Raw genomic sequence first — 22,894 nt, 5'->3', positions numbered from 1 at the left:
CGGCAACCATCGGCTCAGCCCTTCAAACCAGAGCTAGCTAGCCCCTCGATGACCCTCTTCTGCATCGTGAAGAACAGCAGGAAAATCGGTGCCATGGCCATCACTGAGGCAGCCATCATGACGGCGAAGTCACTAGAGTGCTGGCCTGCCAGGGTGGCAATACCAACGCTCAACGGCATGGATTCCTCCCGAGTAGTCACGATCAGTGGCCACAGTAAGTCGTTCCAGGACCATAGAACGGTGGTGATCATGACGGCGAACAACCCTGGTTTGACGACGGGAACCATGACTCGCCAAAAGGTCTGCCAAGGGTTGCAGCCATCCAGCCGGGCGGCCTCTTCAAGTTCGACAGGAATACTCATGAACGACTGTCGCATGAGAAAAACACCAAAGGCAGAAAAGAAACCAGGCAGCACAATGCCCCACGGCGTCTCCAGCAAGCCAAGGCCACGAATGATCTGGTACTGCCCAATGAGGTACGACTGTCCCGGCACCATCAGGATGACCAACACGAGACCGAAGAAGATCGACCTGCCCCCAAACTTCATCCGAGCGAACGCGTACCCGCCCATAGCGCACAAGGCCAGCTGTGCGACAGTTCGCAGCACGGTGATCGTCACAGAGACACCGAATTGCTTGAGAAAAGGCAACCTCGTGAAGACCTCGGCATAATTCCTAACCTGCCACTTGTCAGGAACAAATTTGGGCGGGACGGCTTGAATCTCAGCATTCGTCGACAACGACATAAGCACCTGATAGACGAACGGGAATACCATGAAAATTCCGCCGAGGAGCAACAACGCATGAACGCCCAGCAGACTCTTTTGGGGATTCCGATCCCCCTTCTTGATAAGCCGATCGATCTCCTGCTGACTCAAGGCCACACCTGCCCGTGAAATTTCAGACATAGTTGACCCACCTCTTCTGACCCAGAAACCGAACGAAGGTGACGAAGGCTACCAGGAGAAAGATGACGATGGCGATCGCAGCTCCGACCCCCTGGTTATTGTCAATGAATGCCTCCCGATAAAATAGCGAAACTAACGACCGCGTCTTAGGCTCGGCTGGGTTACCAGTACCGATCATGGCGTACAAAGCGTCAAACAGCTGGAAGCCACTGATTGACGTCATGATCACCAGGAAGAAAATCGATGGGGATAGTAGTGGAACTGTGATCGACCGGAACTGGCGCCATCTCGAGGCGCCATCGATCGATGCGGCCTCGTACATCTCTCGAGGTATCGACTTTAAGCCGGCTGACAGAATGATGACGTTGAACCCAATAGATGCCCATAACCCGAACAGCGCGACCGCAGCTAAGGCCCATCCTGGCGTGACGAGCCAGTAAGGTGGATCATTAACTCCCAAACCTCGGAGGATCTGGTTCAATAAGCCAAACTGCCCGTTGTAGACGATCTTCCAGACCTGGGCGACAGCCATCGGCATCGCCAGATAGGGCATAAAGTACAAGGCTCGATATAACCCTTTAAACCGCAGACCCGGCAATTCGATCATCGACGCTATGATGACCGACAGGGGAATGCCCAGCAGGACACTCAACGTGTACAGCAGGGTATTGAGCATCGCCGAACTCAGGTCCGGACTCGAGAACAGGTCGCTGTAGTTCTGCAGCCCGACGAACTCAGCATGCCGCCCGAAAGCGTCGGTCTGCTGTAACGAAGAGACGATGTTCTTGACGATGGGCCAGTAATAGAACACCGCGATGCCGAGCATGAGCGGGCCCACGAAAAGGATAGGCCACGCCCCCACACTCGTCGGATTCCGTCGGCCAGGCCGGTGGGGCCCCAGCCGGGAGGTCGAAACGCGCGCCTGACCACTTCGCGCACTGGACGGGGTCATCGCCGTTCCTTATTCAAGGCGTCGTTCATGAAGGCCGCCAGCTTCTTGGCTGCTTCGGAAACCGGCTTCTCGCCACCAAAGGCAGGATTTAGGAAATCGGCCTCCCGGTCGGCCCAGGAATTAGTGCTCCGGCTCACCGGGTAGGTCACGGCATAGTTGGTCGCCGCGTCGACGAATATCTTGCAGTTCCACTTCGGAAAACTCTTGACCCATGCGTCCTGAGTACCGTTGAACGCCGGGATGGCTGTGCCGTTCTTCGCCTCGACATCCTGGCTCTCCCTGCCGGACATGTGGGCGATGAGGGCTAGAGCCGCCGCCATATTCTCACTTTTGGCGGACGCGACCCAGCCAAGGCCATGGATGATGGTGGCCCTCTTTGCCTTCCTGGGCAGGTCAATGACGTCGTAATCGCTTTCTTTACCTTTAAACTCCTCGGCCAACTCGGAAGCTGTCCAGTCACCCGTCCAGAACATGGCGGACTTATCGCTCCTGAACATTTGTGACGGTTTCGTGTCGGTGACGATCCTTGGCGATGCAACCGATCCATCGTCAACCCAGTCGGCCCAGCACTGTAAACCCTCGATGCTCTTGGCATCGTCGAACCCCGAAACGCCGTCTTTGATGACATAACCACCAGCCTGAGCGATGGTGTTGTAATACGTGCTCTGGCCATCACCATTGATGGCGGTAGCGCATCCGTAGATGCCCTTGGATTTCCCCCAGTCAGAGATCTTCTTGGCCTTGTCGTGGAAGTCGTCCCAGGTCCAGTCTGCAGTAGGTGCCTCGACTCCAGCTTCTCTGAAAATCTTCTTGCTGTAGAAAACACCAATGGTGTCAAAATCCTTGGGAACGCCGTAATGCTTGCCTTCATACATATAGAGATCTACCAACGCCTTCGGATAGTCAGACCATTTGACACCCGCATCGGTGATCTTGTCGACGGGGGCGAGCATGCCATTGGCAGCGTAAAGTTGAATGTTGGGGCCATTCATCCAGAAAACGTCGGGAAGTTCGTTGCCCTGGGCCTGGGTGCGCAGCTTGTTCCAGTAGTCCTTGAACCCAGCCAAGTCCGTCTTGACCCTGATGTGTGGGTACTTCTTAGCGAAGGACTTAAGGTTTTCCTCAATTGTCTTCGTCTGGTTCTTGTCCCAGTAAGCCAAGGTCAGCTCAGCCGACGTTTTGGAGTCGACGCTTGGCGAGATGTCCGACTCATCTTTGTTATTAGATGAGCATCCGGCAATGGCTAAGGCGGCGAGCGCAGCCTCGAGGAAAACTCTGCGATCCATGATTGACCTCTCTGTCTCGTTGTGATCACTTGACCTGGTTGTTGTTGAAGTACCGAATGGTCTCGTCATCCAGCGTCGGCACCTGACGCGGCGTCGACCCATGACGCAACGACTCAGTGGCCTCGATTCCCGCAGCGACGGCGTACCAGGCACCCAACGGCGAGGTATCCGTAGGGGTTCCGTTCCTCACGAAGTTAAGGAATTCGGTAACCGTCAATACGTCGGCGTCGCCGTGTCCATTAGCATCCCCTATTATCGGGAAGGTTTCGTCACCGTTGGCGTCGTAGTGGGTTCGCTTATTCCACAGCCGAATAACGCCTCCTTCACCATCCCCGAAATTCTCGATCCGGCCCTCCGTACCGATGACGGTATAGTTGCGCCAATAGTCGGGGGTGTAGTGACATTGCTGATAGGAGGCAAAAACCCCTGATTCCATGCGCATGAGCATCATCGAAATATCTTCAACATCGATGATCGGATTGAGACCTTTCTGGGTCAGCGGTGGCCAGTTATCCAGCGAGAACCAGTCCCCCATGAGCTGGTCTGAGTTGTCACGGCGATCGGTGACCTGATCGTAGAGGGTCAATCCCCCCATGCCGACGACATCGGTGGTGTGAGAGTCTGCGAACCAGTGCATGACGTCGATGTCATGGGCAGCCTTCTGCAACAGCAGACCTGTACCGTGCTCCCGGGTGGCGTGCCAGTCCTTAAAGTAAAAGTCGCCGCCCGACCCTACGAAATGACGGCACCAGATCGCCTTGACCTCACCGATCCGACCAGTGCGGATGAGGTCGCGCATGGACCGAACTACGTTCATATGCCTCATGTTGTGACCGACATAAAGTTTTGTACCGGTCTCGAAGGCGGTTGTCAGGACCCTAGTAGCCGAGGTCACCGTAATAGCCAAGGGCTTCTCCAGATACACCGGAATCCCAGCCTCTAAGAGCTGGCAGGTGATCTCAGCGTGAGTGTCGTCGGGGGAGGTGACGAAGGCAACGTCGATACCTGAGGCGATGAGTCCGGTAACGTCGGAGGTGATCGTGATGGAGTCGGGATCCTTCCCCAATCGCTCTGCTACCCGTTTGCGGGCCAAGTGATGTGGCTCGCAGGCCGCAGTGACGACGCCTTCGTTGCCCTTCAGTTCGGCGTTGAGGGCAAGCCGACAACGAGCTCCGACGCCAACGACGCCTACCTTCATATGATCATCTGGGCGTCCTTCTCGATGTGTCGTCATGACGCTGTGCTGTCCTTTCTCGACTTCGGAAGCGACCTTGGCCATTCCTCGCAGGGCGACGGGATGTGGACGCTTCGTACCGAGGGCCTCCCTCGTCACCACTTCCAATGCGGTGTTGACAGCCCCGATGACCGACGCGGCCCTGCCTAACTCTTCGATCTCGGCGCTCATCGTCTCCGAGCCGGGAGGACGCCTGGCAATGAGTCGCGCGATGACCCTACCGATCACCTTGACGGAAGCGTCTGTAGGCCCGGACATGACGATGACGTCTGGATCAATGACCGCTGCTACTGAACCAGTCGTCAGGGCCGCCCGGTCAATCCAGCCGTCGTCGGGCATCTCGTCGCCGTCCAGTCGCAGGTCAAGCACATCGCTGATTTCACCGGCGTTCCACGTCCGCCCGTGGTGCAGCTGTCCGTTGAGCACAAGCCCGGTGTGCAGACCACGACTCATTCGCACCAGGAGCATGTCAGCGTCGGGGCTCAGTTCGCCGCACTGGCGACGTTGACAAAACTCGCCGTAGGCAGCCATGTTGATGTCGTTATCGACGGTGACGGGAACATCGAGACGTTGGGCGAGTACATGGCCTAGATCTAGCCCGGTCCATTGTGGTACAAGATCGCTCCGGATGACGCGGCCCTCCCCGTCGATGACACCTGTCGTGGAGATAGCCACATGCAGTAAAGGTCCCTTGCTTCGACAGGAGTCCCGCAGCGACTCGATAGCGTCGACAACGACTTCAACACGAGTGTCAGAGCGTTGTTGGTCGAGCCGGGAGCTCCGAACATCCATGATGGCCCCGCCGAAAGTCACCGCCACCAGCATCATGGAATCAGCGAGGATGTCAGCCCCGATAATGATTCCCACGTCATCGCCGAGCGACCACGTTGTGGCAGGCCGCCCCAAACCACCGGGGTCGGAGGTGCCACGGACCACCCACCCGGACGATTCGAGGTCGCTGAGGATCGAGATGACGGTCGGACGAGATATACCGGTGGCTTTCACCAGGTCAGCAGTACTCATCGCATCTCCGGCACGCAGTTCGAGCAGGACGTCGTCAGCTCGTTCGCTGCGTCGATCACGCTTGGTCACTGTCAGTCACTCCATTTCCGAATCCACGGCTCACGATCCACCCCTTCACGACCTTTGTGAAGATGCATTTCAAAACGTGGTTTCATTTCCCGCTTAGGATGAGCATGGATCACCTTGACGAGTTGGTCAAGGGGTTACGAAAAATTCATCACCGTTTCGCTCATCGCCGGCGCTCCGACACCAGTGCCAACGAAGACAATCTGCTGCGACCCAGCCATTGCGATTCGCTGACATGACGTCCGAGTCTTTGGCAAAATCAGCGGCGTGGCAGTCAGCGTTTTCGACATCTTCAAGGTCGGCATCGGTCCGTCCAGCTCTCATACCGTCGGCCCCATGCGAGCCGCCCGGATTTTCGTGACTGATTTGGCCCAGTCACCGGTGTGGCCCGAGGTCACCCGCGTGCGCGCCGAGTTGTTCGGCTCGCTGGGAGCGACTGGGCATGGACACGGATCTGAGGCCGCCGTCTTGCTGGGTCTGGAGGGAGAGGATCCGGCCACCGTCGACACGGATCAGACTCCGGTTAGAGCCGCGACCATCGCCGATGACGGCCGTATCACCCTGGATGCTGTTGATGGCGGCCGGGAGATTCCCTTCGACGTCGCGACTGACCTCATCCTCCACCGCAACCGGTCCCTACCTTTCCATCCCAACGGCATGACGTTCACCGCTTGGTCTGGTCAGGACGTCGTAGTCGAGCGCACCTTCTATTCTATCGGTGGCGGTTTCGTCGTTGAGCATGGAGAGGACGAGCATCCCGCCATCGTGCGCGACTCGGCACCGGTCCCTTACCCCTTCAAGACCGGCAAAGAACTCCTCCAGCAGTGCTCGGACTATCGGATGAGCATCCCCGAGGTCGCAATGGCCAATGAAACGACCGTTCGTGAACAGGAGGAGGTACGCGGCCAGCTCCTCGATATCTGGGCAGTTATGCACGCCTGCGTCGAGCGCGGTTGCTCGCGCTGCGGGGTTCTTCCGGGCGGTCTGCATGTGCGCCGCCGCGCCATGAAGATGCACCGCGATCTTGTCACTCGGGAGCGGATCGCCCCCGGTAAGCCAGAACCATTCGGTTCCGTTGACTGGCTAACGGTGTGGGCTCTAGCAGTCAATGAGGAGAATGCCGCGGGTGGACGTATTGTTACTGCCCCTACTAACGGCGCGGCAGGTATTATCCCGTCTTGCCTGCACTTTGCGGTGAAGTTCCTTTCCCCCGGTTCGGATATTGATTCGGGTACTCCTGGTGTTGACACCGGTGATGACGAGCTCATTGTCGACTTTCTGCTAGCGGCTGGCGCCGTCGGGGAGATCTATCAGCAGTCTGCGTCGATCTCTGGGGCCGAGGTCGGCTGCCAGGGTGAGGTCGGGGTGGCCTGCTCAATGGCTGCAGCTGGACTAGCTCAGGTCATGGGCGGGACGCCGGCCCAGGTCTGCAACGCCGCCGAGATCGGCCTAGAGCACCACCTTGGGCTCACCTGCGACCCCGTCGGCGGCTTGGTGCAGATCCCTTGCATTGAACGCAACGCCCTGGGCGCTATCAAGGCGGTCACGGCTGCCCGCCTAGCCATGGCCGGGGATGGTTCCCAGATCGTCAGCTTGGATCAGGTCATGAAGACGATGATGGAGACTGGACACGACATGAAGGTCAAGTACAAGGAGACGGCGCGTGGCGGCTTAGCCGTGAACATCGTCGAGTGCTAGCAGCTCGACGCATCAGGGACCGGGATCGACAGTTCGGCAGGTTGTCCGTTCCTGCCAAAAGCAGTCTGGATTGGTAGTGGTGACGTTATCATCGGCATTTTTTGTCAGGCACGGCAAAAAATGGTGGCAGCAAGGAGAATCACCCCGGTTTCATCCCCCGGGCCTCCTTGATGGTTCGTGTCCATTATGATCAATTCTGGTTCCTCGAAGCCTCGGAGAGCCCCGGTGACATCCGTCGCCGATTTTCCACAACGGATCGTCGGGCACGTACCTGCCCGTGGAAAGGAACAACGGTCATGGCAACCGTGCAATACAAAGAGGCGACTCGGGTTTACCCGGGCACCGATCGCGCAGCCGTCAGCAAGCTCAACCTCGACATTGGCGACGGAGAGTTCATGGTCCTCGTTGGACCGTCTGGCTGTGGTAAGTCGACTTCCCTGCGAATGCTGGCCGGCCTCGAAGAGGTCAATGCAGGCTCCATCTGGATCGGGGACCGCGACGTCACCGACTTGCCCCCGAAAGACCGTGACATCGCTATGGTCTTCCAGAACTATGCCCTGTACCCCCATATGACTGTGGCGGACAACATGGGCTTCGCCCTCAAGATGCAGAACGTACCAAAGGCCGAACGCCAGCAGCGCGTCCTGGAAGCCGCCAAACTCCTCGGCCTGGAGGATTTCCTTAATCGTAAGCCGAAGGCGCTCTCCGGTGGCCAGCGTCAGCGCGTCGCCATGGGCCGTGCCATTGTTCGTAACCCTCAGGTCTTCCTCATGGATGAGCCGCTGTCGAACCTTGACGCCAAACTGCGCGTCCAGACCCGTACCCAGATCGCCGCTCTGCAGCAGCGCCTCGGTGTAACGACCGTCTACGTAACCCACGATCAGGTCGAGGCTATGACGATGGGAGACCGCGTTGCCGTCATGAAGGACGGAGTCCTGCAGCAGGTCGATTCTCCCCTCGCTCTTTACGACACCCCGAAGAATCTCTTCGTTGCTGGTTTCATCGGCTCCCCCGCCATGAACCTCATGGAGGGCGATGTCGTTGACGGCGGCATCAAACTTGGCGACTACGTCGTCCCTGTTTCTCGCGACATCCTCGCCAAGGCCCCGAACGAGACCAAGCTCACCCTCGGTATTCGCCCGGAGGCGTTCACCTTGGCCAGTGAGGGCATCGGACTCGACGTTGCCGTCGTCGAGGAGCTTGGAGCAGACGCGTACCTGTATGGCTCACTCGTCGGATCCGGCAAGCAAGCTTCGATTGAGGACGACGAGGCTCACCAGGTCGTCGCTCGTATCTCGTCGCGCCGTCCTCCGCAGCGTGGCGAGCAGGTGCGTCTGGGTGTCGACCCGGCCGCCGTCCACGTCTTCAGCCAAGAAACCAGCGAACGTATCTCCTGACCCTTGACGGACACGACGAGGCCCCGGTGCGTCCGTGGGCCTCGCCGTGTTGTACGGGTTCAGATCACTCGTTGTTGGGCTCAACCTTGGAGACGACGATGTCTACTTTGCCGGGGGTGCGTCCGGACTGGGTAATAGCGGTGGAAACTCGGTGCCGAAGGTCTTGGGTCAACTGCACAATAGGCACTGTCAGGTCGACAGTAATTTCCACCTCCACTTCGCTGAGCCCATTCTCCTCACTGATTCGCACCGCTGAGCGGTCGTCGCTACCAACCCGACGCCACCACGGTTTCACGAGTCGCGTCACCCCTGGGGTGTTACAAACGGTGGTGACGATCACCCCTGCTAGGTCATCGATGTCTTCTTCGCCTGTCAACAATGTCCCGGAGACGATGACGTCGTTCTCGGACTCAGACATGGATATCCTCCACGAGGATGTCGATAGCTTCCGGGCGAGCACCAAGCTCGCGAGTCATCGCCGTCACAATGCGGTGGCGCAAGCGCTCGGCGCAATCGGGTATCCGTACCCCTCGTGCGACAGATAGATCAATGCGAAGTCTCAGGGGATTGTGGGGAACCGAGAACCGGATCCGATTGAGTCTCCCATCCTCGCAATCGGCGAGGCTGTTACGCACAATCGCAGCTAGCACGGTCTCTCGGACTTCCACCTGGCCACCGTCGTCATTGAAAACACAGTGGCGCGGCGAGAGGTCAGCACTGTATGACCTCCATACTGACCTCAGCTTCAGCGGATCGACGACCGCCTTGGTCTGCGCATCCTCAGCGACCGTGTCGTCACGCAGCTGAGCAGCACGACGGGCCTCGGTGCGCACAGCCTGACAAGCTGAACATTCGACCTCATGTTCAGTGGGAGGTTGCGTCGCTCCCTCCCAGACATGGTTCATGTCCGCGCCACACGCGAGCCTCACCTCCATGACTCCATCTCCTTTGCAATGGTGGCCCTCGCCCGAGCCAAACGGCCACGGACGGTGGACCGTGGTAATTCCTCAATATCGGCAATCTCGGCATACTCGAGACCGTCTATCTGGGCCATTACCCAGATACGCCTCTGGCTATCTGGCAACCCAGCAACGCTCTCTCGCAGCGCCATCATTGCTGCGTCCCTGACCTGAGCCTTCGCTGGATCCTGCCTGGAATCGATCCTCACCGCAACCTCCTCCGGAGACACCGGGTCGGTAGCGCGCCTCCCAGCGGTTCGAATAACCTCTCGGCACCGGTTGCGGGCGATGGTGTACATCCACGCCCTGAACCGGGACCTATCGTCGAGATCGGGCAGCTTCTGCCAGGCGGTCAGCAAAACGTCCTGGACGACGTCCTCCGCGTCAATCGTGGCCGGCAAGTGGTTGTGACAGAACCTCAGGAGCGGCCCGCCCCATGACTCAACAACGCGAGCGTATGCCGCAGCATCTCCGTCCTGAGCAGCACTTATGTCCGCTAAAACGATCTCGTCGCCGTCGTCACCTTCGACCCCTCTGACCATGGATTCGACGCTAGCAGCGGTCGAGGACAACTACTGAGTCCTCGACCGCTAGCGCGCAGCTCAGGCGAGCACCTTTCCGTCACGTGTACGCGGCTTGGCCCGTTCGGACTTCTCGTTGAGGAAGGTGGGCTTGGGCATCGGATTGGCGGGGAGGTTGTCTCCGGACTCGTCGACATTGGACACTTCGGTCACGCCGACGTGGCTCACGCCCACTCCTGTGACGTGCGCTCCGGTCCGCAGCTTCGTCCCAAAACGGACCAGCTTCGCATCCAGGGTCGTCTCGACGTCGGGGGCGACCTCCGACTCCAGCCGGTCGACGAGCTTTCGCACATCGGCACGGTCATCGATGTCGATCTGAACCATCATCTCGGGAGCCACGCGGGCTCCAAAGAATCTCACGCTGGCGCTGCTGACGCCGGGGAACTCCTCGATTTGCTCCTCGACGGCCTTTCCCAAGGCGTCTGTCGACAGCACCGTTGAGCCGTGGTCCGTCTCGTGGCTGATGCCGTACGTATGGACCCGATTGCTCGACGAGAACTGACGAAGCAGCCAGATCAGCCCAATCACCGCGGCTAGGATCCCTACGATGAGCAGGGCCCAAGACGCGTAGTCAGTTCGCCATGCCTTCGGGACGTCGAGGATAGGGGCGTCGGGTGCGGGCTGCCGCCATCCCCACGACGAGGCGACGTTGAACCGCACCAGCATGAACCACGCGACCACCAATAGACCAAGGATCCCGACGACGGCCAGTCGCGTTCTATTTGCACGGCCCCTCATCGCAACCTCACTTTCACCTTCGGCGGCTGTTCCAGCCCCAGCGAATCAACGCGGGCAGCGATCCTCTTAGTGAGCTGTTCCCGCATCACTTCGGGGTCCTTGACGTCAGTCTCGACGTCGACTTTGACAGTGTTGCCACGACGTTTCACTCTTGACGATGCGACGCCGTCCTCCTCGTCAAGCCAGCGAGACAGCCAACCTGTTAAGTCGGAGTTGTCCATGACGATCTCCCGATCGTCGGGGGCGCCGTCACTCGGTTTGAGGAATACCCCGGAGCTCCGTCCCGGCTTGAAGGCCCATATCAGAAGCAACAGCGCGGCGACACCGACAACAATGGCCACTGTCAGGGCAGTGCCGTTTTGCCATGATGCGGTGGTCATATGACCACGCCCCCAGGCCAGCCACTGTGGCAAGGATCCGTGTTGGAGTCGTTGGATAGCAGCGATAATGGCCACCACCCCGGCTGCCACGAGCAAGATAGCCAGAATCACCACCGGAGTCGTCCGGGAAGGGCGACGAATGAGAGGCGGAGACACGTATTGCTTACTCATCTCAGGTCAACTCCTTCGTCGGCGAGGCTTTGCTGACGACCCGGCTCACCAAAATGTCAATCGTGCCGATATCCACTCCGGACATTTTCGGTACCTGCTCGGCCAACCGGGCTCGCAGCTCATCACACTGGGCCTGGACAGGGGCGGGGTAGCCAATAGCAACCTCCACCTCAAGATCAGCTGTACGACCGGTGAGGACCGCACTAACCCTGGGGCCTCGGTCAAAGTCGGCACGCGACCCCGATCCGAAGAAGGATGATACGGGAGCCCCGAAACCCTCGCTCTGAGCCGCCACACGAGCGGCGACCTTCTCGACAACCGCTGTAGTAACCGTCAGGCTTCCACGGCTAGCCTTCTCACGATTGTGGACCGCCAGCGACGGCACCGAGCGTACGCGTGTGGTGCCGGCGGACATCAACGGTTCCGTTGACTTGGCTTGCCGAAGATGTCATGCACGTCGAGCTGACCGTCAATGATCCGGCCGATGATGAGACCGAGTAGCCCCAACACCAGAACGACGATGGCCTGCCACACGCCGACACAGACCGCAATCACACCCAATAGCAGTCCCATGAGTGCTCCGATGCGCGATACATTCATAGTGTGGCCTTTCAGGAAAGCTCGGTGCTCTTGTGCTGGCTGACAGCCTGATCAGGCTGCTCGTCGTCGTTATCGTCCTCGCCTTGGATGTAAACATCGGTGACCTGGACGTTCACTTCCACGACTTCAAGGCCGGTGCCGTACTCAACAGCGTCAATGATGGTCTCGCGGAGCTTATTGGCAACCTCGACAACCGAGTAGCCGTACTCAATAACCACAGACAGATCGATAGCGCACTGACGCTCGCCCTTTTCAACCTGGACGCCGTTCGACACGTTGGTGGTTGATCCGGGGATGCGATCGGTGATGGAGCTGAGCATGCGGCGACCGGTGGAGCCCATGGCGTGCACGCCGGGGACCTCGCGGCAAGCAATACCAGCAATCTTCTGGACGACCTGCTCAGCGATCAGGGTCGAGCCGTGATCGGTGTGTAGCGGCGAGGGAGGCAAGGTCTCCTTGGTCGTCGTCTCCGGCAGGTTCTCGGTCTTCGTCGCGTTGGACTTGGTGGTGTCGGTTTTAGCGGAAGCGGTCTTGTTGTCAGCCATGTCGACTCATCTCCATTCGATGTGGGGGACTTTCATATGTGTAGATGTCTGAGGGGAGCATTCGTCACGACGGATCCGAAACTTGGTCGAAAGATTTCCGACGCCCGTCTCGGCTACCCCCCAGACCCACCCGATAGCAAGAGGGACCATGCCGACTAATCCAGGGGCGGGTGGCAGACTATTCCCTGTGACCCGTTTCCTCAGCGCGAAGCCCGACTCCCGCCTGCTTCCGTTGCCATGGAGCACACCGCTGGCGCAGTGGCCGCAGGAGCGACTAGTTGCGCTGCCTCGGGGCATCTCTCGTCACGTGGTGCGATTCATCACGGTCGGCGACGATGTCTACGCCGCCAAGGAAGTCGTCGAACACCTCGCAATTCATGAGTACCGGCTGCTACACGACCTCATGCGACTCGACACCCCGTCAGTCGAGCCCATCGGCGTCATCACCGATCGCGTCGCCTCCAATGGCGAATCGCTCGAGCCGATCATTCTCACCCGCCACCTACGGTTCTCCTTGCCGTACCGGTCCCTCTTCCATTCTGGTGTGCGTCAAGAAACTGTCATGCGGCTCCTTGACGCCCTCGTCGTCTTGCTTGTGCGACTCCATCTGGTGGGCTTCTTATGGGGTGACATTTCGCTGTCGAACGTCCTGTTTCGACGCGATGCTGAGGCGTTCGCTGCCTATTTGGTCGATGCCGAGACCGGTGAGCTGCACGATCGCCTGACCACCGGGCAGCGGGAACACGACCTACAAATCGCCCGAACGAATCTTTATGGCGAGTTCCTCGACCTTGAACAGGGCGACATGCTCGATGACGCGCTTAACCCACTGGGCTTGGTCACGACCATCGAGGATCGCTATCACGACCTGTGGAATGAACTCACTGCGGCCGAGGAATTCGACGGCGGCGATTACTCCCGGGTCGAGTCGCGGGTACGTCGCCTCAACGCCCTTGGCTTCGACGTAGCCGAATTGGACATCCAAACCTCGCCGGACGGCCAGCGACTACGCATCCAGCCCAAGGTCGTTGACGCCGGGCACCACCAGCGTCGCTTATTGCGTCTCACTGGCCTAGACACCGAAGAATTCCAGGCACGGCGTCTACTCAACGACCTTGACACTTTCCGGGCGCGCAATGGACTTCAGGGGGCTGATGAAGCGGTAGCGGCTCACCGCTGGCTCACCGAGTGCTTCGAGCCGGTCGTCCAGCAGATCCCTCCGGAACTATCCCGGAAACGCGAACTCGCCCAGTTTTACCACGAGGTACTCGATTATCGGTGGTACGAGTCCCAGCGCCAGCAACGAGAAGTCCCCCACGTCGAAGCCGCCCAGGGCTACGTCCGTGACATTCTGGCCAAGTTGCCCGACGAGGCTATGAGTACTGAATCCGTAGTACCGGTGGACGGCCCCCCGACGCACAGCGGACATGAACTGGTCAACGTCTACGATCCGTCGCTCGGATACGTTGAGGACGAAGAAGAGGATGCCCCCTACGATCCGTGGGAGGCCCATGCCGAGGCCATCGACGTGGAGTCCGCGATGCGTCTCGATATCGACGCTTTACGGGCCCGAACGAAGGGCTAGGCCAGTCTGATCAATCTGTGGGTTTTAGCGGCATCGCCACAGTGAAAGACCCCCACTGGGTGGCAGTTGCGGCAGCCGATGGGGTGGCCTCGGGGTTCCTCTCCGACCCCTCAACACCCTTGTGGGGGTGCGATCCAGGGGTAACCGGCTTGATGGATTCACCCATTGCGGACTCCAGGGCCCGGGCAATAGGGCTGGATGACGGCTTGTGCTTGCGAATCTCGGCCATATGGCCATGGTAAGGGATATGTCGGGATCCGCCGGTAGCCTAGGATCGTGACGTTCAAGCTCTATAACACCGCTACCCATGGCATCGAGACCTTTAAGCCCCTTCGCGAGGGCCAGGTGTCGATATACCACTGTGGCATGACGGTACAGTCCAGTCCGCATCTGGGCCACATCCGCAAGGAGGTTGTCTTCGACGTCCTGCGACGCTGGTTGGAATGCTCTGGCTACCAAGTGACCGTCGTCGCCAACGTCACCGATATCGACGACAAGATCCTCACTAAGTCCGCCGCTGCTGGCACCCCCTGGTGGGCTCATGCATACCACTACGAAAACGAGCTTCACGCGGCGTATAAGGCGTTGGGATGCCGTCCGCCAACCTATGAGCCTCGAGCCACCGGCCATATCCCGGAGATGATCGAACTGGTGGAGACCCTCATCGAGAAGGGTCACGCCTATCCCGCTCCCGATGGCTCCGGTGACGTCTACTTCGATGTTCGATCCTGGCCGCGGTACGGGGAGTTGTCCGGGATGCGTGTCGACGAGATGAGCCCGGCTGAGGATTCAGACCCGCGTGGTAAACGCGACCCACGTGACTTTGCATTGTGGAAGGGCCACAAGGCCGGCGAACCCGAGACAGCGTCGTGGATGTCTCCGTGGGGACGCGGTCGGCCCGGCTGGCACCTAGAATGCTCGGCGATGTCAGGGAAGTATCTGGGTGAGGCCTTCGATATTCACGGTGGCGGCATCGATTTGCGGTTCCCTCACCATGAGAACGAGCTGGCCCAGTCAGCAGCAGCTGGACGGCCCTTCGCTCATTACTGGATGCACAACGCTTGGGTGACGATGTCTGGGGAGAAGATGAGCAAGTCCCTGGGTAATACCGCCCAGGTCACTGAAGTCACTAAGACCTACAGTCCGCGAGCCGTCAGGTACTTCCTACTGGCCCCGCATTATCGTTCGATGATCGAGTTCAGCCCCTCCGATGAGGACACCAAGGGCTCCCTGGATGAGGCCACTAAAGCTATCGAGCGCATCGATTCCTTCCTAGACCGCGCCGGCGACCTCGTCGGAGAGCAAGTAACGGCCTCGCAAGAATTGCCGGAGGCATTCGTCACGGCGATGAACGATGACCTAGGCACTCCCCAAGCGGTGGCGGCCATGTTCAGTCAGATCTCCGAGGGGAACAAGTCCGTGTCGGCCGGCGATGCCGAGGCCGCCCGTCATCATCTGGCCCAAGTCAAGGCCATGCTCGCGGTATTCGGTCTCGATCCTCAGGCTCCCGAGTGGGCCGACGCCGCAGGTAGCGACGCCCGCCTGGAACCGATCGTTGACGGCTTGGTACAAGCTATGTTGGACCAGCGTACCGAGGCTCGCACCCGCAAAGACTGGGCTACGGCTGACGCCATCCGCGACACCCTGACAAACCTTGGACTGACAATCGAAGACACCCCCGCTGGCGCCCATTGGTCGCTGAGCTGACGAGGAGGCTGACATGGCAGGAAATTCCCAGCGTCGAGGCGCCGGGCACAAGGGCAAGAATTCCACTGTTGGCTCCGGTGGACGAGGCCGCAAGGCTCTCAAAGGCCGGGGCCCCACCCCCAAGGCGGAGGACCGCGTTTACCACAAGGCACACAAGGCCAAGCAGGAGAAGCTGGCCCGCGCCGCGGCCCGTAAACCGGCGAATAGGCAGGCCACAGGGGCAGGCCCGGAGTGGGTCATCGGTCGTAATCCTGTGCTGGAAGCCCTGCATGCTGGCCTTCCAGTACGCACTACCTATGTTGCCGAGGGGGCTGAACATGACTCCCGGATGAGGGAAATCCTCACGTTCTCCGCTGATCACGGCATCACGTTAATGCAGGCCACCCGTGGCGAACTCGACCGTATGACGGGTGGGTCCAACCACCAGGGAGTGGCCCTACGTCTGCCCGAATACGAATACGCCACCGTCAACGACCTCATCACAGCTGGTACTCAGACCTACCGTGGTGGGCTCGTGGTAGCCCTCGATAAGGTCACCGATCCGCGCAATCTGGGAGCGATTATCCGCTCCGCCGCCGCCTTCGGCGCCCAGGGCGTGCTCATCCCCTCAAGGCGGTCAGCATCGATGACGGCTGCGGCGTGGAAGACCTCGGCCGGGGCCGCGGCGCGCATCCCGGTGGCGATGGCAACGAACCTTAATCAGGCTCTCGGCAAGTTCGCTGCCGCTGGCTGGATGATCGTCGGGCTAGCTGGCGAGGCCGACTCGGACTTGGCTTCAGCTCCTGGACTCGACGGCCCCCTGGTGATTGTTGTCGGTTCGGAGGGAGAAGGCCTGGCCCGGCTTACCCGTCAGTCATGCGATGTGCTGGCGTCGATTCCTATCAGCAGCGATGTAGAGTCCCTCAACGCTTCCGTCGCAGCATCCGTCGCACTGTATGAGGCGGCAAAGGTGCGCAGGACTGCGCAATTGTGAAGGTCGGAACTCAGTAGGATAGGGGCGGGTTCGTGTAACACGAATCCCTCAAACTCGCGTTTGACTGTGGCACGTCGCCAGAGCCATCAAAGTTTGGGCAGAGCGTGGTCATCCCCTCAGATACTTGGGGCGCTCCGGGTATTGCGTGGGCAATAGCGGTCACATGATCGTTATTCGATGGCACCGACTTCGACCAGACTTCCATACCTGGTCTGGGCCGATGAATACCGTCATCGCATCATCTTGCACGAATCACCAGACAGTGAGATAGAGCGCATGGAGCATCGCCACATCCGGGGACGCCGTGCCGGTGAGCATTGTTCAGGGTTATTGAGTCAACTCCAAATCCCACGTTTACGTGTCGCACGAAACGTGGGATGGCCAGCCCCGTACCTCCGGAAAGCTGCACAGGATCGACCGTTCTTCGTATCTGACCTAAGGCCATTTAACCAACCATCTGCATATCATGGTTCTCAACTGCGAGAGCAATCGAATTTCAGCACGGCTATAGATTGCCCGGGGAAAGACACCACCACGTCACCGTCGCTTACATTAACCTGTGGGAGAGGCCCACATTGGCCTAACCCAACTAATGCGATATAAGGCCCCTCACCCTCAAGCGAAGTTTCCAAGGTCTCAACGGTCGTTGACTTCGATAGACCAGTAACCTGGTGGCCCACCAGACGCCGAGGGTAGCGCCAAGAGGTGACCGGCTCAAGGAAGGACTCCGGGCCATCGCAAGGGTTAGTCGGCCATCCCGCCATAAAAACTGCCCCCGAAGATAATTCTCCGTCCACCCATACACAGCGCACTTCGACACCACGATGACAAACATGAGCGCACACAATCTTTGGTCCGATCTCGACGGTGCCGCGAGCACCATAACCGACCCCTTCATCGACGCCATCACGAACCCAGTGGGCCAGCCACGACGACTGACCTATGAGCACCTCACCAATATGTTCGCATCGTTCGACCTTCTGGCCGGAACGGGCAGAAATCCACCCTTGCCTATTCTTGAGCCCTACCACATTGGCTACCGACCGAAGCTTCCACTCCCCCGCCTGCGGAGGTGCTGTGGCAGTAGAGAATCCCAGGGACGTGTAAAGCGGGGCCTCACCAACGAGTTCTCCTTCGTCTTGCCCACCGGTGCCGATGTTGAGGACCCTCACGATCCCGTCCTGACGGGTTCCGCTGGCCATCCACCCGGGCGCAGCGATGATGCGATGAGTGTCACCCAACTCCACCGGGATGGGTTTTTCGGGCTCAGTCCAAACCGGGTGATCTGGCGGCAACGCTAGTCCCAGCATCCCCTTTGACGCCCAGTAGGGGGAACCCACTCCGGAATAGAATTGGGCCATCGGTCGGAATTCCCCAAACCATCCCATTGTGAGGATGCCGTCCTCGGCGACTCCATGATCGAGGAAATGGCGCACTGTCCCCGAGCAGATCCGCCTGGTCAATCCCGGCGGTAGGGGCGAAACCCCCATGAATACCCCTGCCCACAGGGGTGCGCACGTACACCACCGATATATCAGACTGCGGCCTTAGATGAGCGGGGCAATCCCCCGACTACCGTCCACGTCGGCCCCTACGAGGTAAGGGACGTCCTCAAGATAGCGTGCCAACCGAGGCCCATGAATGCCTGCGAATTCCCTGACCACATCCCAGCGCGGGGCCATAAGGGTCCACAGCGCGGGCAACGTCTCCATCGCCCATCCGACATAGTGGTCGTAGCACCGCCTCGGCCCATCGCTTATCCATCCGCCGCGGCGATACCACTGTTCATGACGGGCGAGGTACCGTCGGACTAGATTCTCATCCCACTTCGCACCCACACCGCGCAAGAAAGTTTCGACGATAATCTGGAACCAGATCCAGTTGTTGTCGGGGATCTGGGGATTTCGTACGTCCTGAAACCATTCGACCGCCTGCTCCCGTGTCTGTGGAGACAAGTGTTCCCAAATCCAAGGCTTGGTGAAGTGGAGCAGCAAGGCCAATGAAGATGCCTCGACCACTGCCTGCCGATGCTCCGACGGACGCAACCATCGCTCGTCGGATTTGGGATTGACGCCGGTGGCCACGCCCTTGGCCCACCACGACGCCAGCTTATAAAGAGCTTCCCCCCGCTCCCCCCACGAGTCGCGTCCCCCCCAGTAATCCGACTCGAGCAAATCCTTCCAGCCCGTCAACGTCAGTTCCTAGGCCTCCGGACTCACCCGGCATAACGATCCGTGCATGCCCGGGGGGGTTGCCTGGGCCATCGCGGCATCCAAGAGTCGATCGGCCAGTTTGCACCAGTCTTCGCGCTCCCAGTGCGTCCCTGAACTTGTCTCGGTCATGTGAGCGCTCCCCAACGGCCGCCTTCGAACCACTGTTAGATGAAGTTCCAAAATAACTTTATCGTTAAATCAGCAATAGCGGTAGCCGCTTTCCCGTAGTCTGTTAGAAACACACGTCTACCCACACGGCACCGCTGCCACACTAGCTTCAGGAGCGCGATTAATGTTCGACACCCCAGGCCAAGTACCTTCTCGACGGACCTTCCTATCCTTGTCCGCACTATCAGCCATCGCGATTGCCGCTTCTCCTGATGCGCCCAATGCCTTCGCCTCACAAGATCCCAATACTTGGTCGGACTTGTGTGAAAAATGGACCGACATCATCACTGGACGCAACGCAGCTAAGACCTCTGATCCACGAGCTCGTGCGATAATCGCCAAGATTGACAACAGGGTGGCCGCAATCCTCACTGACCTCGCATCTGGCAGCGGTAGAACCACTGTCCTACTCTCTGCAAACCTACAGAAGGAGGATTCTCCCTTCGTCACGACAACCGCTCGTGCCATTGATACCATCGCGTGCGCCTGGGCCACTCCTGGCTCCGCTTATCATGGCGACCCGCATATCCTCTCTGTCTGCATCGAGGCCCTGAGGGATTTCTGTCGCCTTCGATATAACCCCTCGCAGGACGAGTACGGCAACTGGTGGGACTGGGAGGATGGCGCTTCCCGTGCCATCGGTGATGTCATGTGCATTCTGCACCATGACCTGCCCGCAGATGTCATGGCCGCAGCAGCATCCGGCATCGATCATTTCGTCCCCGATCCTTGGTACCAGCAACCAGAATCGGTGAAACCGACAGCCAATCCCACACAACCGGTCATCTCGACTGGGACGAACCGAATGGACCTCACCCGGGCTGTGATGTGTCGCTCAATTGCCACTGGCAACGAGTCCAAGCTTCGCCATGCAGTCCAGGGTCTTCCTGATTCTTGGCGCACGACCACCGAGGGCGATGGCTTTCGCGCCGACGGTGGCTTCATCCAGCACTCCCATATCCCCTACACCGGCTCCTACGGCAACGTACTATTGAGCGGTTTGGCGATGCTGCTCCCATTAGTGGCGGGGACACACTTCGACATCACCAGGTCGGCGCGAACAGCACTCATCTCGCAGGTCGAGCGGGGCATTGTACCCATAATGTATGGTGGTCAGGTCCTTGACTGTGTGCGCGGCCGCTCCGTCTCACGCATCGATGAACCCGCAGCTATGCACGGCAAGTCCATCGCACGATCCATGTTGCTCATGGCAGATGCCATCCCCGCTCACCGTGCCGAACTGTGGCGAGGAACCGTACACGGGTGGATGACCCGTAACACCTTCGATCACCTGAGCGAACCTGCATCACTGACCGATATTGATCTCTTCGACAACGCCGCCAAGGTCCGACCGATACCAGAATTGCCCACCCCAACTTATTTTGCCTCCATGGACCGGCTGGTGCACCGGACACCAAACTGGCTCATCGCCGTCTCCAACTGTTCGGACCGCATCTCGTGGTACGAGTACGGCAACTCAGAAAACGAGTGGGCATCAAGGACTAGCCAAGGCATGCGCTACCTCATGTTGCCTGAGGACATGGGCCAGTACGAGGACGGGTTCTGGGCCACCGTCGACTACTCCGCACCGACGGGCACGACAGTGGACTCCACTCCGCTGAAACGCGCCGTCGGTGCTGCATGGGCCGCTAGGACCCCCGACAATGAATGGTCCGGTGGGCTGGCATCGGGAGAGTGGTCTGCCGCCGCCTCACATATCACCTCTCAGGACTCCACCCTGACAGCCCGGCGGCTGTGGGTAGGGCTCAAGGATGCGCTGCTGGAACTGACGACCGATGTCTCCACCAACGCTTCTACGGCCACCACAGTAGTCGAGCACCGCAAGGTGGGTGAGCCATCACCGGAACTGCTAGTCGACGGTACCACCGTCATATCGAAGATGTCCTTCGACAACCCCCGCTGGGCACACCTGCGGGGAGTCGGTGGATACGTCTTCGCCACCGACGTCGATCTCACCGCTCAGCTGGAGAAAAGAAAGGGTTCATGGATCGATGTCAATCCCGCCCGCACAGTCAAGGGCGCCAACGAAGCCATCGAGCACAACTATGTCTCCCTCCACGTCACCCATCACAATCGTCCGGTCGCCTGGGCCCTATTGCCCACCGCTAACCGAGTCCAAACGGCGGCGCTGGCTCAGCGACCTGCCGACAAACTATTCACCGTGCTGTCGAACGACCGGATGGTGCAGGCCGTACGCTCGGCCGGCTGCTTGCTCGCAAAAGACCTCACTGTAGTCACCACCTACGCCTTCTGGGAGCCGGCCACGTGCGCCGGGGTGACGGCGGACGCACCCGCGATAGTGCAGACGCAGGTCCAGGGAAGCCAGATGGACGTCATTATGTCCGAGCCCACCCAGAGGAGACCCTCACTCACCGTCACCATCGAAGGAGCGTGGAGAGTTGAAACCTCCAACGACCGCGTCAGCACCAGCCAAAGTGCCAAGACCATGACGTTGCATATCAACACCGCAGGCCTAGGCGGCCAATCCATCAAAGTCACACTGTCTCCGGCGCAGCCCAACCCGCAATCGACGAAGCCTAGCCCCAGCACCTGGGCTGACCACACCCGCGCCTGAGAATAAAGATAGATCCCCAGTCAGTCAGGCTCGCCCTGCATACTGATCGACCAGGATTTCCCCGGCCACCTTGCTACCTGCGATGTAGTGGGCCAAGTCGTCGACGGCCCCGTCGCCGAGGCGATGAAGTTCCTTGCCCATGGAACCGGCAGCATGCGGGGTGAGCACAACGTTGGGAAGGTTCCACAATGGTGAATCGGGGACGTTAACCTCAGGGTCTGTGACGTCAATGATGGCGTTGATCCTGTCACGCTGGAGCTCGGCGATGAGGGCGTCTTGGTCACAGATGGCGCCTCGCGCGGTGTTAATGAACGTGGCTCCGTCTTTCATCTTGGCAAAGTCTTCAGCTCCCAGCATGTGGTAAGTCTGCGGGGTCGACGCTGTGTGCAGAGAGATTACGTCGCAGGTCCGCATGATGTTTTCGATGCTTGCGGCAGTAACACCGAGTTCACGGGCCTGTGCCTCGTTGAGATGGTGGGAAGACACCTTAATGTCAACATGAAAGGCGTTCAGCATATCAATAACCCGGCGCGAAATTCGCGACAACCCAATGATCCCGATCCGTGCACCGTACAGTCCGACATCCGGGAAGTTCCCCCAGAATGTCTCTTCCTTGGCTCGGTTCTCCAGATATCGGCGCCGTGATGCGAAGATCCCTTTTGCAGCAAGGATGATCATTGCAAGAGAGTATTCGGCGACGGGTTCAGCGTTGAGTTGGGTCTGGGAAGAGATTCTCACTCCCCGCTCGTAGGCCTGCATTCCAATGACATCCTTGACCGAACCCCCCGAGTGGATCACCATCTGCAACCTCGACATGTGATCTAGCAGATCAGTGAGCTCGCCAGTCTCCCATGCGGTGATAACGACCTCTGCGTCCTTGAGCATATGGCGGCTCTGCACGGATGCATGGGTCTGTGGATCGGGGTCAATCTGCAAGTCCGCCAACTCGTCAAGACGTTCCATGGCTTCAGCAGTGAAAAACATCGATTTATATCGGTCCAGAACGGACAGCACCACACATGGTCTTCTCATTACCGGCCTCATCCTTTCGGTACATCAACGTCAACTCAAAATCATTCACAATGATACTCTTTACATGGAATTCTTGGCCATT

20 protein-coding genes and 1 pseudogene are annotated in these 22,894 nt (G+C 59.2%); 6 read left to right on the top strand and 15 right to left on the bottom strand.

What is annotated here, in order from left to right; translation table 11 throughout:
* Positions 1 to 14 precede the first annotated feature (14 nt).
* From A5483_RS02225 to A5483_RS02210, 4 genes are read right to left on the bottom strand one after another with little or no spacing between them, the layout of a single operon-like run.
* Positions 15 to 908: a carbohydrate ABC transporter permease gene (locus tag A5483_RS02225; protein WP_063810865.1), complete on the bottom strand. Its 894-nt coding sequence runs from the start codon at positions 906 to 908 to the stop codon at positions 15 to 17.
* Entirely contained in the window at positions 901 to 1,860 is a 960-nt protein-coding gene (locus tag A5483_RS02220) for a carbohydrate ABC transporter permease (RefSeq protein WP_417033708.1), read from the bottom strand. Before A5483_RS02220 ends, A5483_RS02225 begins: the two co-directional genes overlap by 8 nt.
* On the bottom strand, positions 1,857 to 3,146 hold the full coding sequence (locus A5483_RS02215; protein WP_063810864.1) for an ABC transporter substrate-binding protein: 1,290 nt from the start codon (positions 3,144 to 3,146) through the stop codon (positions 1,857 to 1,859). The genes A5483_RS02220 and A5483_RS02215 overlap by 4 nt, the downstream gene beginning before the upstream one ends.
* A 25-nt stretch (positions 3,147 to 3,171) precedes the next feature.
* Entirely contained in the window at positions 3,172 to 5,478 is a 2,307-nt protein-coding gene (locus A5483_RS02210) for an ROK family protein (RefSeq protein ID WP_241497668.1), read from the bottom strand.
* Positions 5,479 to 5,736: 258 nt separating this feature from the next.
* Between A5483_RS02210 and A5483_RS02205 the strand changes: the two genes are divergently transcribed.
* Positions 5,737 to 7,167, top strand: coding sequence for an L-serine ammonia-lyase (locus A5483_RS02205; RefSeq protein ID WP_002549485.1), 1,431 nt, complete (start codon positions 5,737 to 5,739; stop codon positions 7,165 to 7,167).
* A 296-nt stretch (positions 7,168 to 7,463) separates the two neighbouring features.
* Positions 7,464 to 8,564 carry an ABC transporter ATP-binding protein gene (locus tag A5483_RS02200; RefSeq protein ID WP_063810966.1) on the top strand — a complete coding sequence of 367 codons (1,101 nt, stop codon included), beginning with the start codon at positions 7,464 to 7,466 and terminating at the stop codon, positions 8,562 to 8,564.
* A gap of 64 nt (positions 8,565 to 8,628) precedes the next feature.
* Here the strand turns inward: A5483_RS02200 and A5483_RS02195 are convergent, their stop codons facing one another.
* Genes A5483_RS02195 through A5483_RS02160 form a run of 8 tightly spaced genes read right to left on the bottom strand, consistent with a single transcriptional unit; the run spans position 8,629 to position 12,538 of the window.
* Positions 8,629 to 8,982, bottom strand: a complete 354-nt coding sequence (locus A5483_RS02195) for a hypothetical protein (RefSeq protein ID WP_063810862.1) — start codon at positions 8,980 to 8,982, stop codon at positions 8,629 to 8,631.
* Complete coding sequence (locus A5483_RS02190) at positions 8,975 to 9,499, bottom strand: Asp23/Gls24 family envelope stress response protein (RefSeq protein ID WP_063810861.1); 525 nt, start codon at positions 9,497 to 9,499, stop codon at positions 8,975 to 8,977. Before A5483_RS02190 ends, A5483_RS02195 begins: the two co-directional genes overlap by 8 nt.
* Positions 9,490 to 10,065: an RNA polymerase sigma factor gene (locus tag A5483_RS02185; RefSeq protein WP_063810860.1), complete on the bottom strand. Its 576-nt coding sequence runs from the start codon at positions 10,063 to 10,065 to the stop codon at positions 9,490 to 9,492. Before A5483_RS02185 ends, A5483_RS02190 begins: the two co-directional genes overlap by 10 nt.
* A gap of 60 nt (positions 10,066 to 10,125) precedes the next feature.
* Positions 10,126 to 10,842 (bottom strand): alkaline shock response membrane anchor protein AmaP, encoded by a 717-nt coding sequence (gene amaP / locus A5483_RS02180; RefSeq protein ID WP_063810859.1) that lies wholly within the window; start codon positions 10,840 to 10,842, stop codon positions 10,126 to 10,128.
* Complete coding sequence (locus tag A5483_RS02175) at positions 10,839 to 11,393, bottom strand: DUF6286 domain-containing protein (RefSeq protein WP_063810858.1); 555 nt, start codon at positions 11,391 to 11,393, stop codon at positions 10,839 to 10,841. The genes amaP and A5483_RS02175 overlap by 4 nt, the downstream gene beginning before the upstream one ends.
* Position 11,394: 1 nt before the next feature.
* Positions 11,395 to 11,808, bottom strand: coding sequence for an Asp23/Gls24 family envelope stress response protein (locus A5483_RS02170; protein ID WP_042842938.1), 414 nt, complete (start codon positions 11,806 to 11,808; stop codon positions 11,395 to 11,397).
* Positions 11,808 to 11,993, bottom strand: coding sequence for a DUF2273 domain-containing protein (locus A5483_RS02165; protein ID WP_063810857.1), 186 nt, complete (start codon positions 11,991 to 11,993; stop codon positions 11,808 to 11,810). Before A5483_RS02165 ends, A5483_RS02170 begins: the two co-directional genes overlap by 1 nt.
* 11 nt (positions 11,994 to 12,004) lie before the next feature.
* On the bottom strand, positions 12,005 to 12,538 hold the full coding sequence (locus tag A5483_RS02160) for an Asp23/Gls24 family envelope stress response protein (RefSeq protein ID WP_002549514.1): 534 nt from the start codon (positions 12,536 to 12,538) through the stop codon (positions 12,005 to 12,007).
* 148 nt (positions 12,539 to 12,686) lie between these two features.
* Between A5483_RS02160 and A5483_RS02155 the strand changes: the two genes are divergently transcribed.
* Positions 12,687 to 14,123, top strand: coding sequence for a DUF4032 domain-containing protein (locus A5483_RS02155; RefSeq protein ID WP_176607886.1), 1,437 nt, complete (start codon positions 12,687 to 12,689; stop codon positions 14,121 to 14,123).
* A 10-nt stretch (positions 14,124 to 14,133) separates the two neighbouring features.
* On the opposite strand, the gene A5483_RS02150 is transcribed toward A5483_RS02155, so the two are convergent.
* A complete protein-coding gene (locus A5483_RS02150; RefSeq protein ID WP_002549702.1) occupies positions 14,134 to 14,352 on the bottom strand; it encodes a hypothetical protein in 219 nt (72 codons plus the stop codon).
* 47 nt (positions 14,353 to 14,399) lie between these two features.
* On the opposite strand from A5483_RS02150, the gene cysS reads away from it, so the two are divergent.
* Together cysS and rlmB are read left to right on the top strand one after the other, a co-directional pair.
* Positions 14,400 to 15,830, top strand: a complete 1,431-nt coding sequence (gene cysS / locus A5483_RS02145) for a cysteine--tRNA ligase (RefSeq protein WP_002549647.1) — start codon at positions 14,400 to 14,402, stop codon at positions 15,828 to 15,830.
* Positions 15,831 to 15,843: 13 nt separating this feature from the next.
* On the top strand, positions 15,844 to 16,803 hold the full coding sequence (rlmB, locus tag A5483_RS02140; protein ID WP_063810856.1) for a 23S rRNA (guanosine(2251)-2'-O)-methyltransferase RlmB: 960 nt from the start codon (positions 15,844 to 15,846) through the stop codon (positions 16,801 to 16,803).
* A 552-nt stretch (positions 16,804 to 17,355) separates the two neighbouring features.
* On the opposite strand, the pseudogene A5483_RS12325 reads toward rlmB, so the two are convergent.
* Positions 17,356 to 18,887 (bottom strand): annotated as a pseudogene (locus tag A5483_RS12325) (DUF2264 domain-containing protein).
* A gap of 421 nt (positions 18,888 to 19,308) precedes the next feature.
* On the opposite strand from A5483_RS12325, the gene A5483_RS02125 reads away from it, so the two are divergent.
* Positions 19,309 to 21,780: a polysaccharide lyase 8 family protein gene (locus A5483_RS02125; protein ID WP_063810853.1), complete on the top strand. Its 2,472-nt coding sequence runs from the start codon at positions 19,309 to 19,311 to the stop codon at positions 21,778 to 21,780.
* Between the two features lie 24 nt (positions 21,781 to 21,804).
* Here A5483_RS02125 and A5483_RS11125 read toward each other — a convergent pair whose 3' ends face one another.
* A complete protein-coding gene (locus A5483_RS11125; RefSeq protein ID WP_199539599.1) occupies positions 21,805 to 22,458 on the bottom strand; it encodes an NAD(P)-dependent oxidoreductase in 654 nt (217 codons plus the stop codon).
* Positions 22,459 to 22,894 lie beyond the last annotated feature (436 nt).

Origin of the sequence: Cutibacterium namnetense (genome assembly GCF_001642025.1) — a bacterium.
GTDB classification, from domain to species: Bacteria; Actinomycetota; Actinomycetes; order Propionibacteriales; family Propionibacteriaceae; genus Cutibacterium; species Cutibacterium namnetense.
This window is presented reverse-complemented; position numbering and strand designations above follow the sequence as displayed.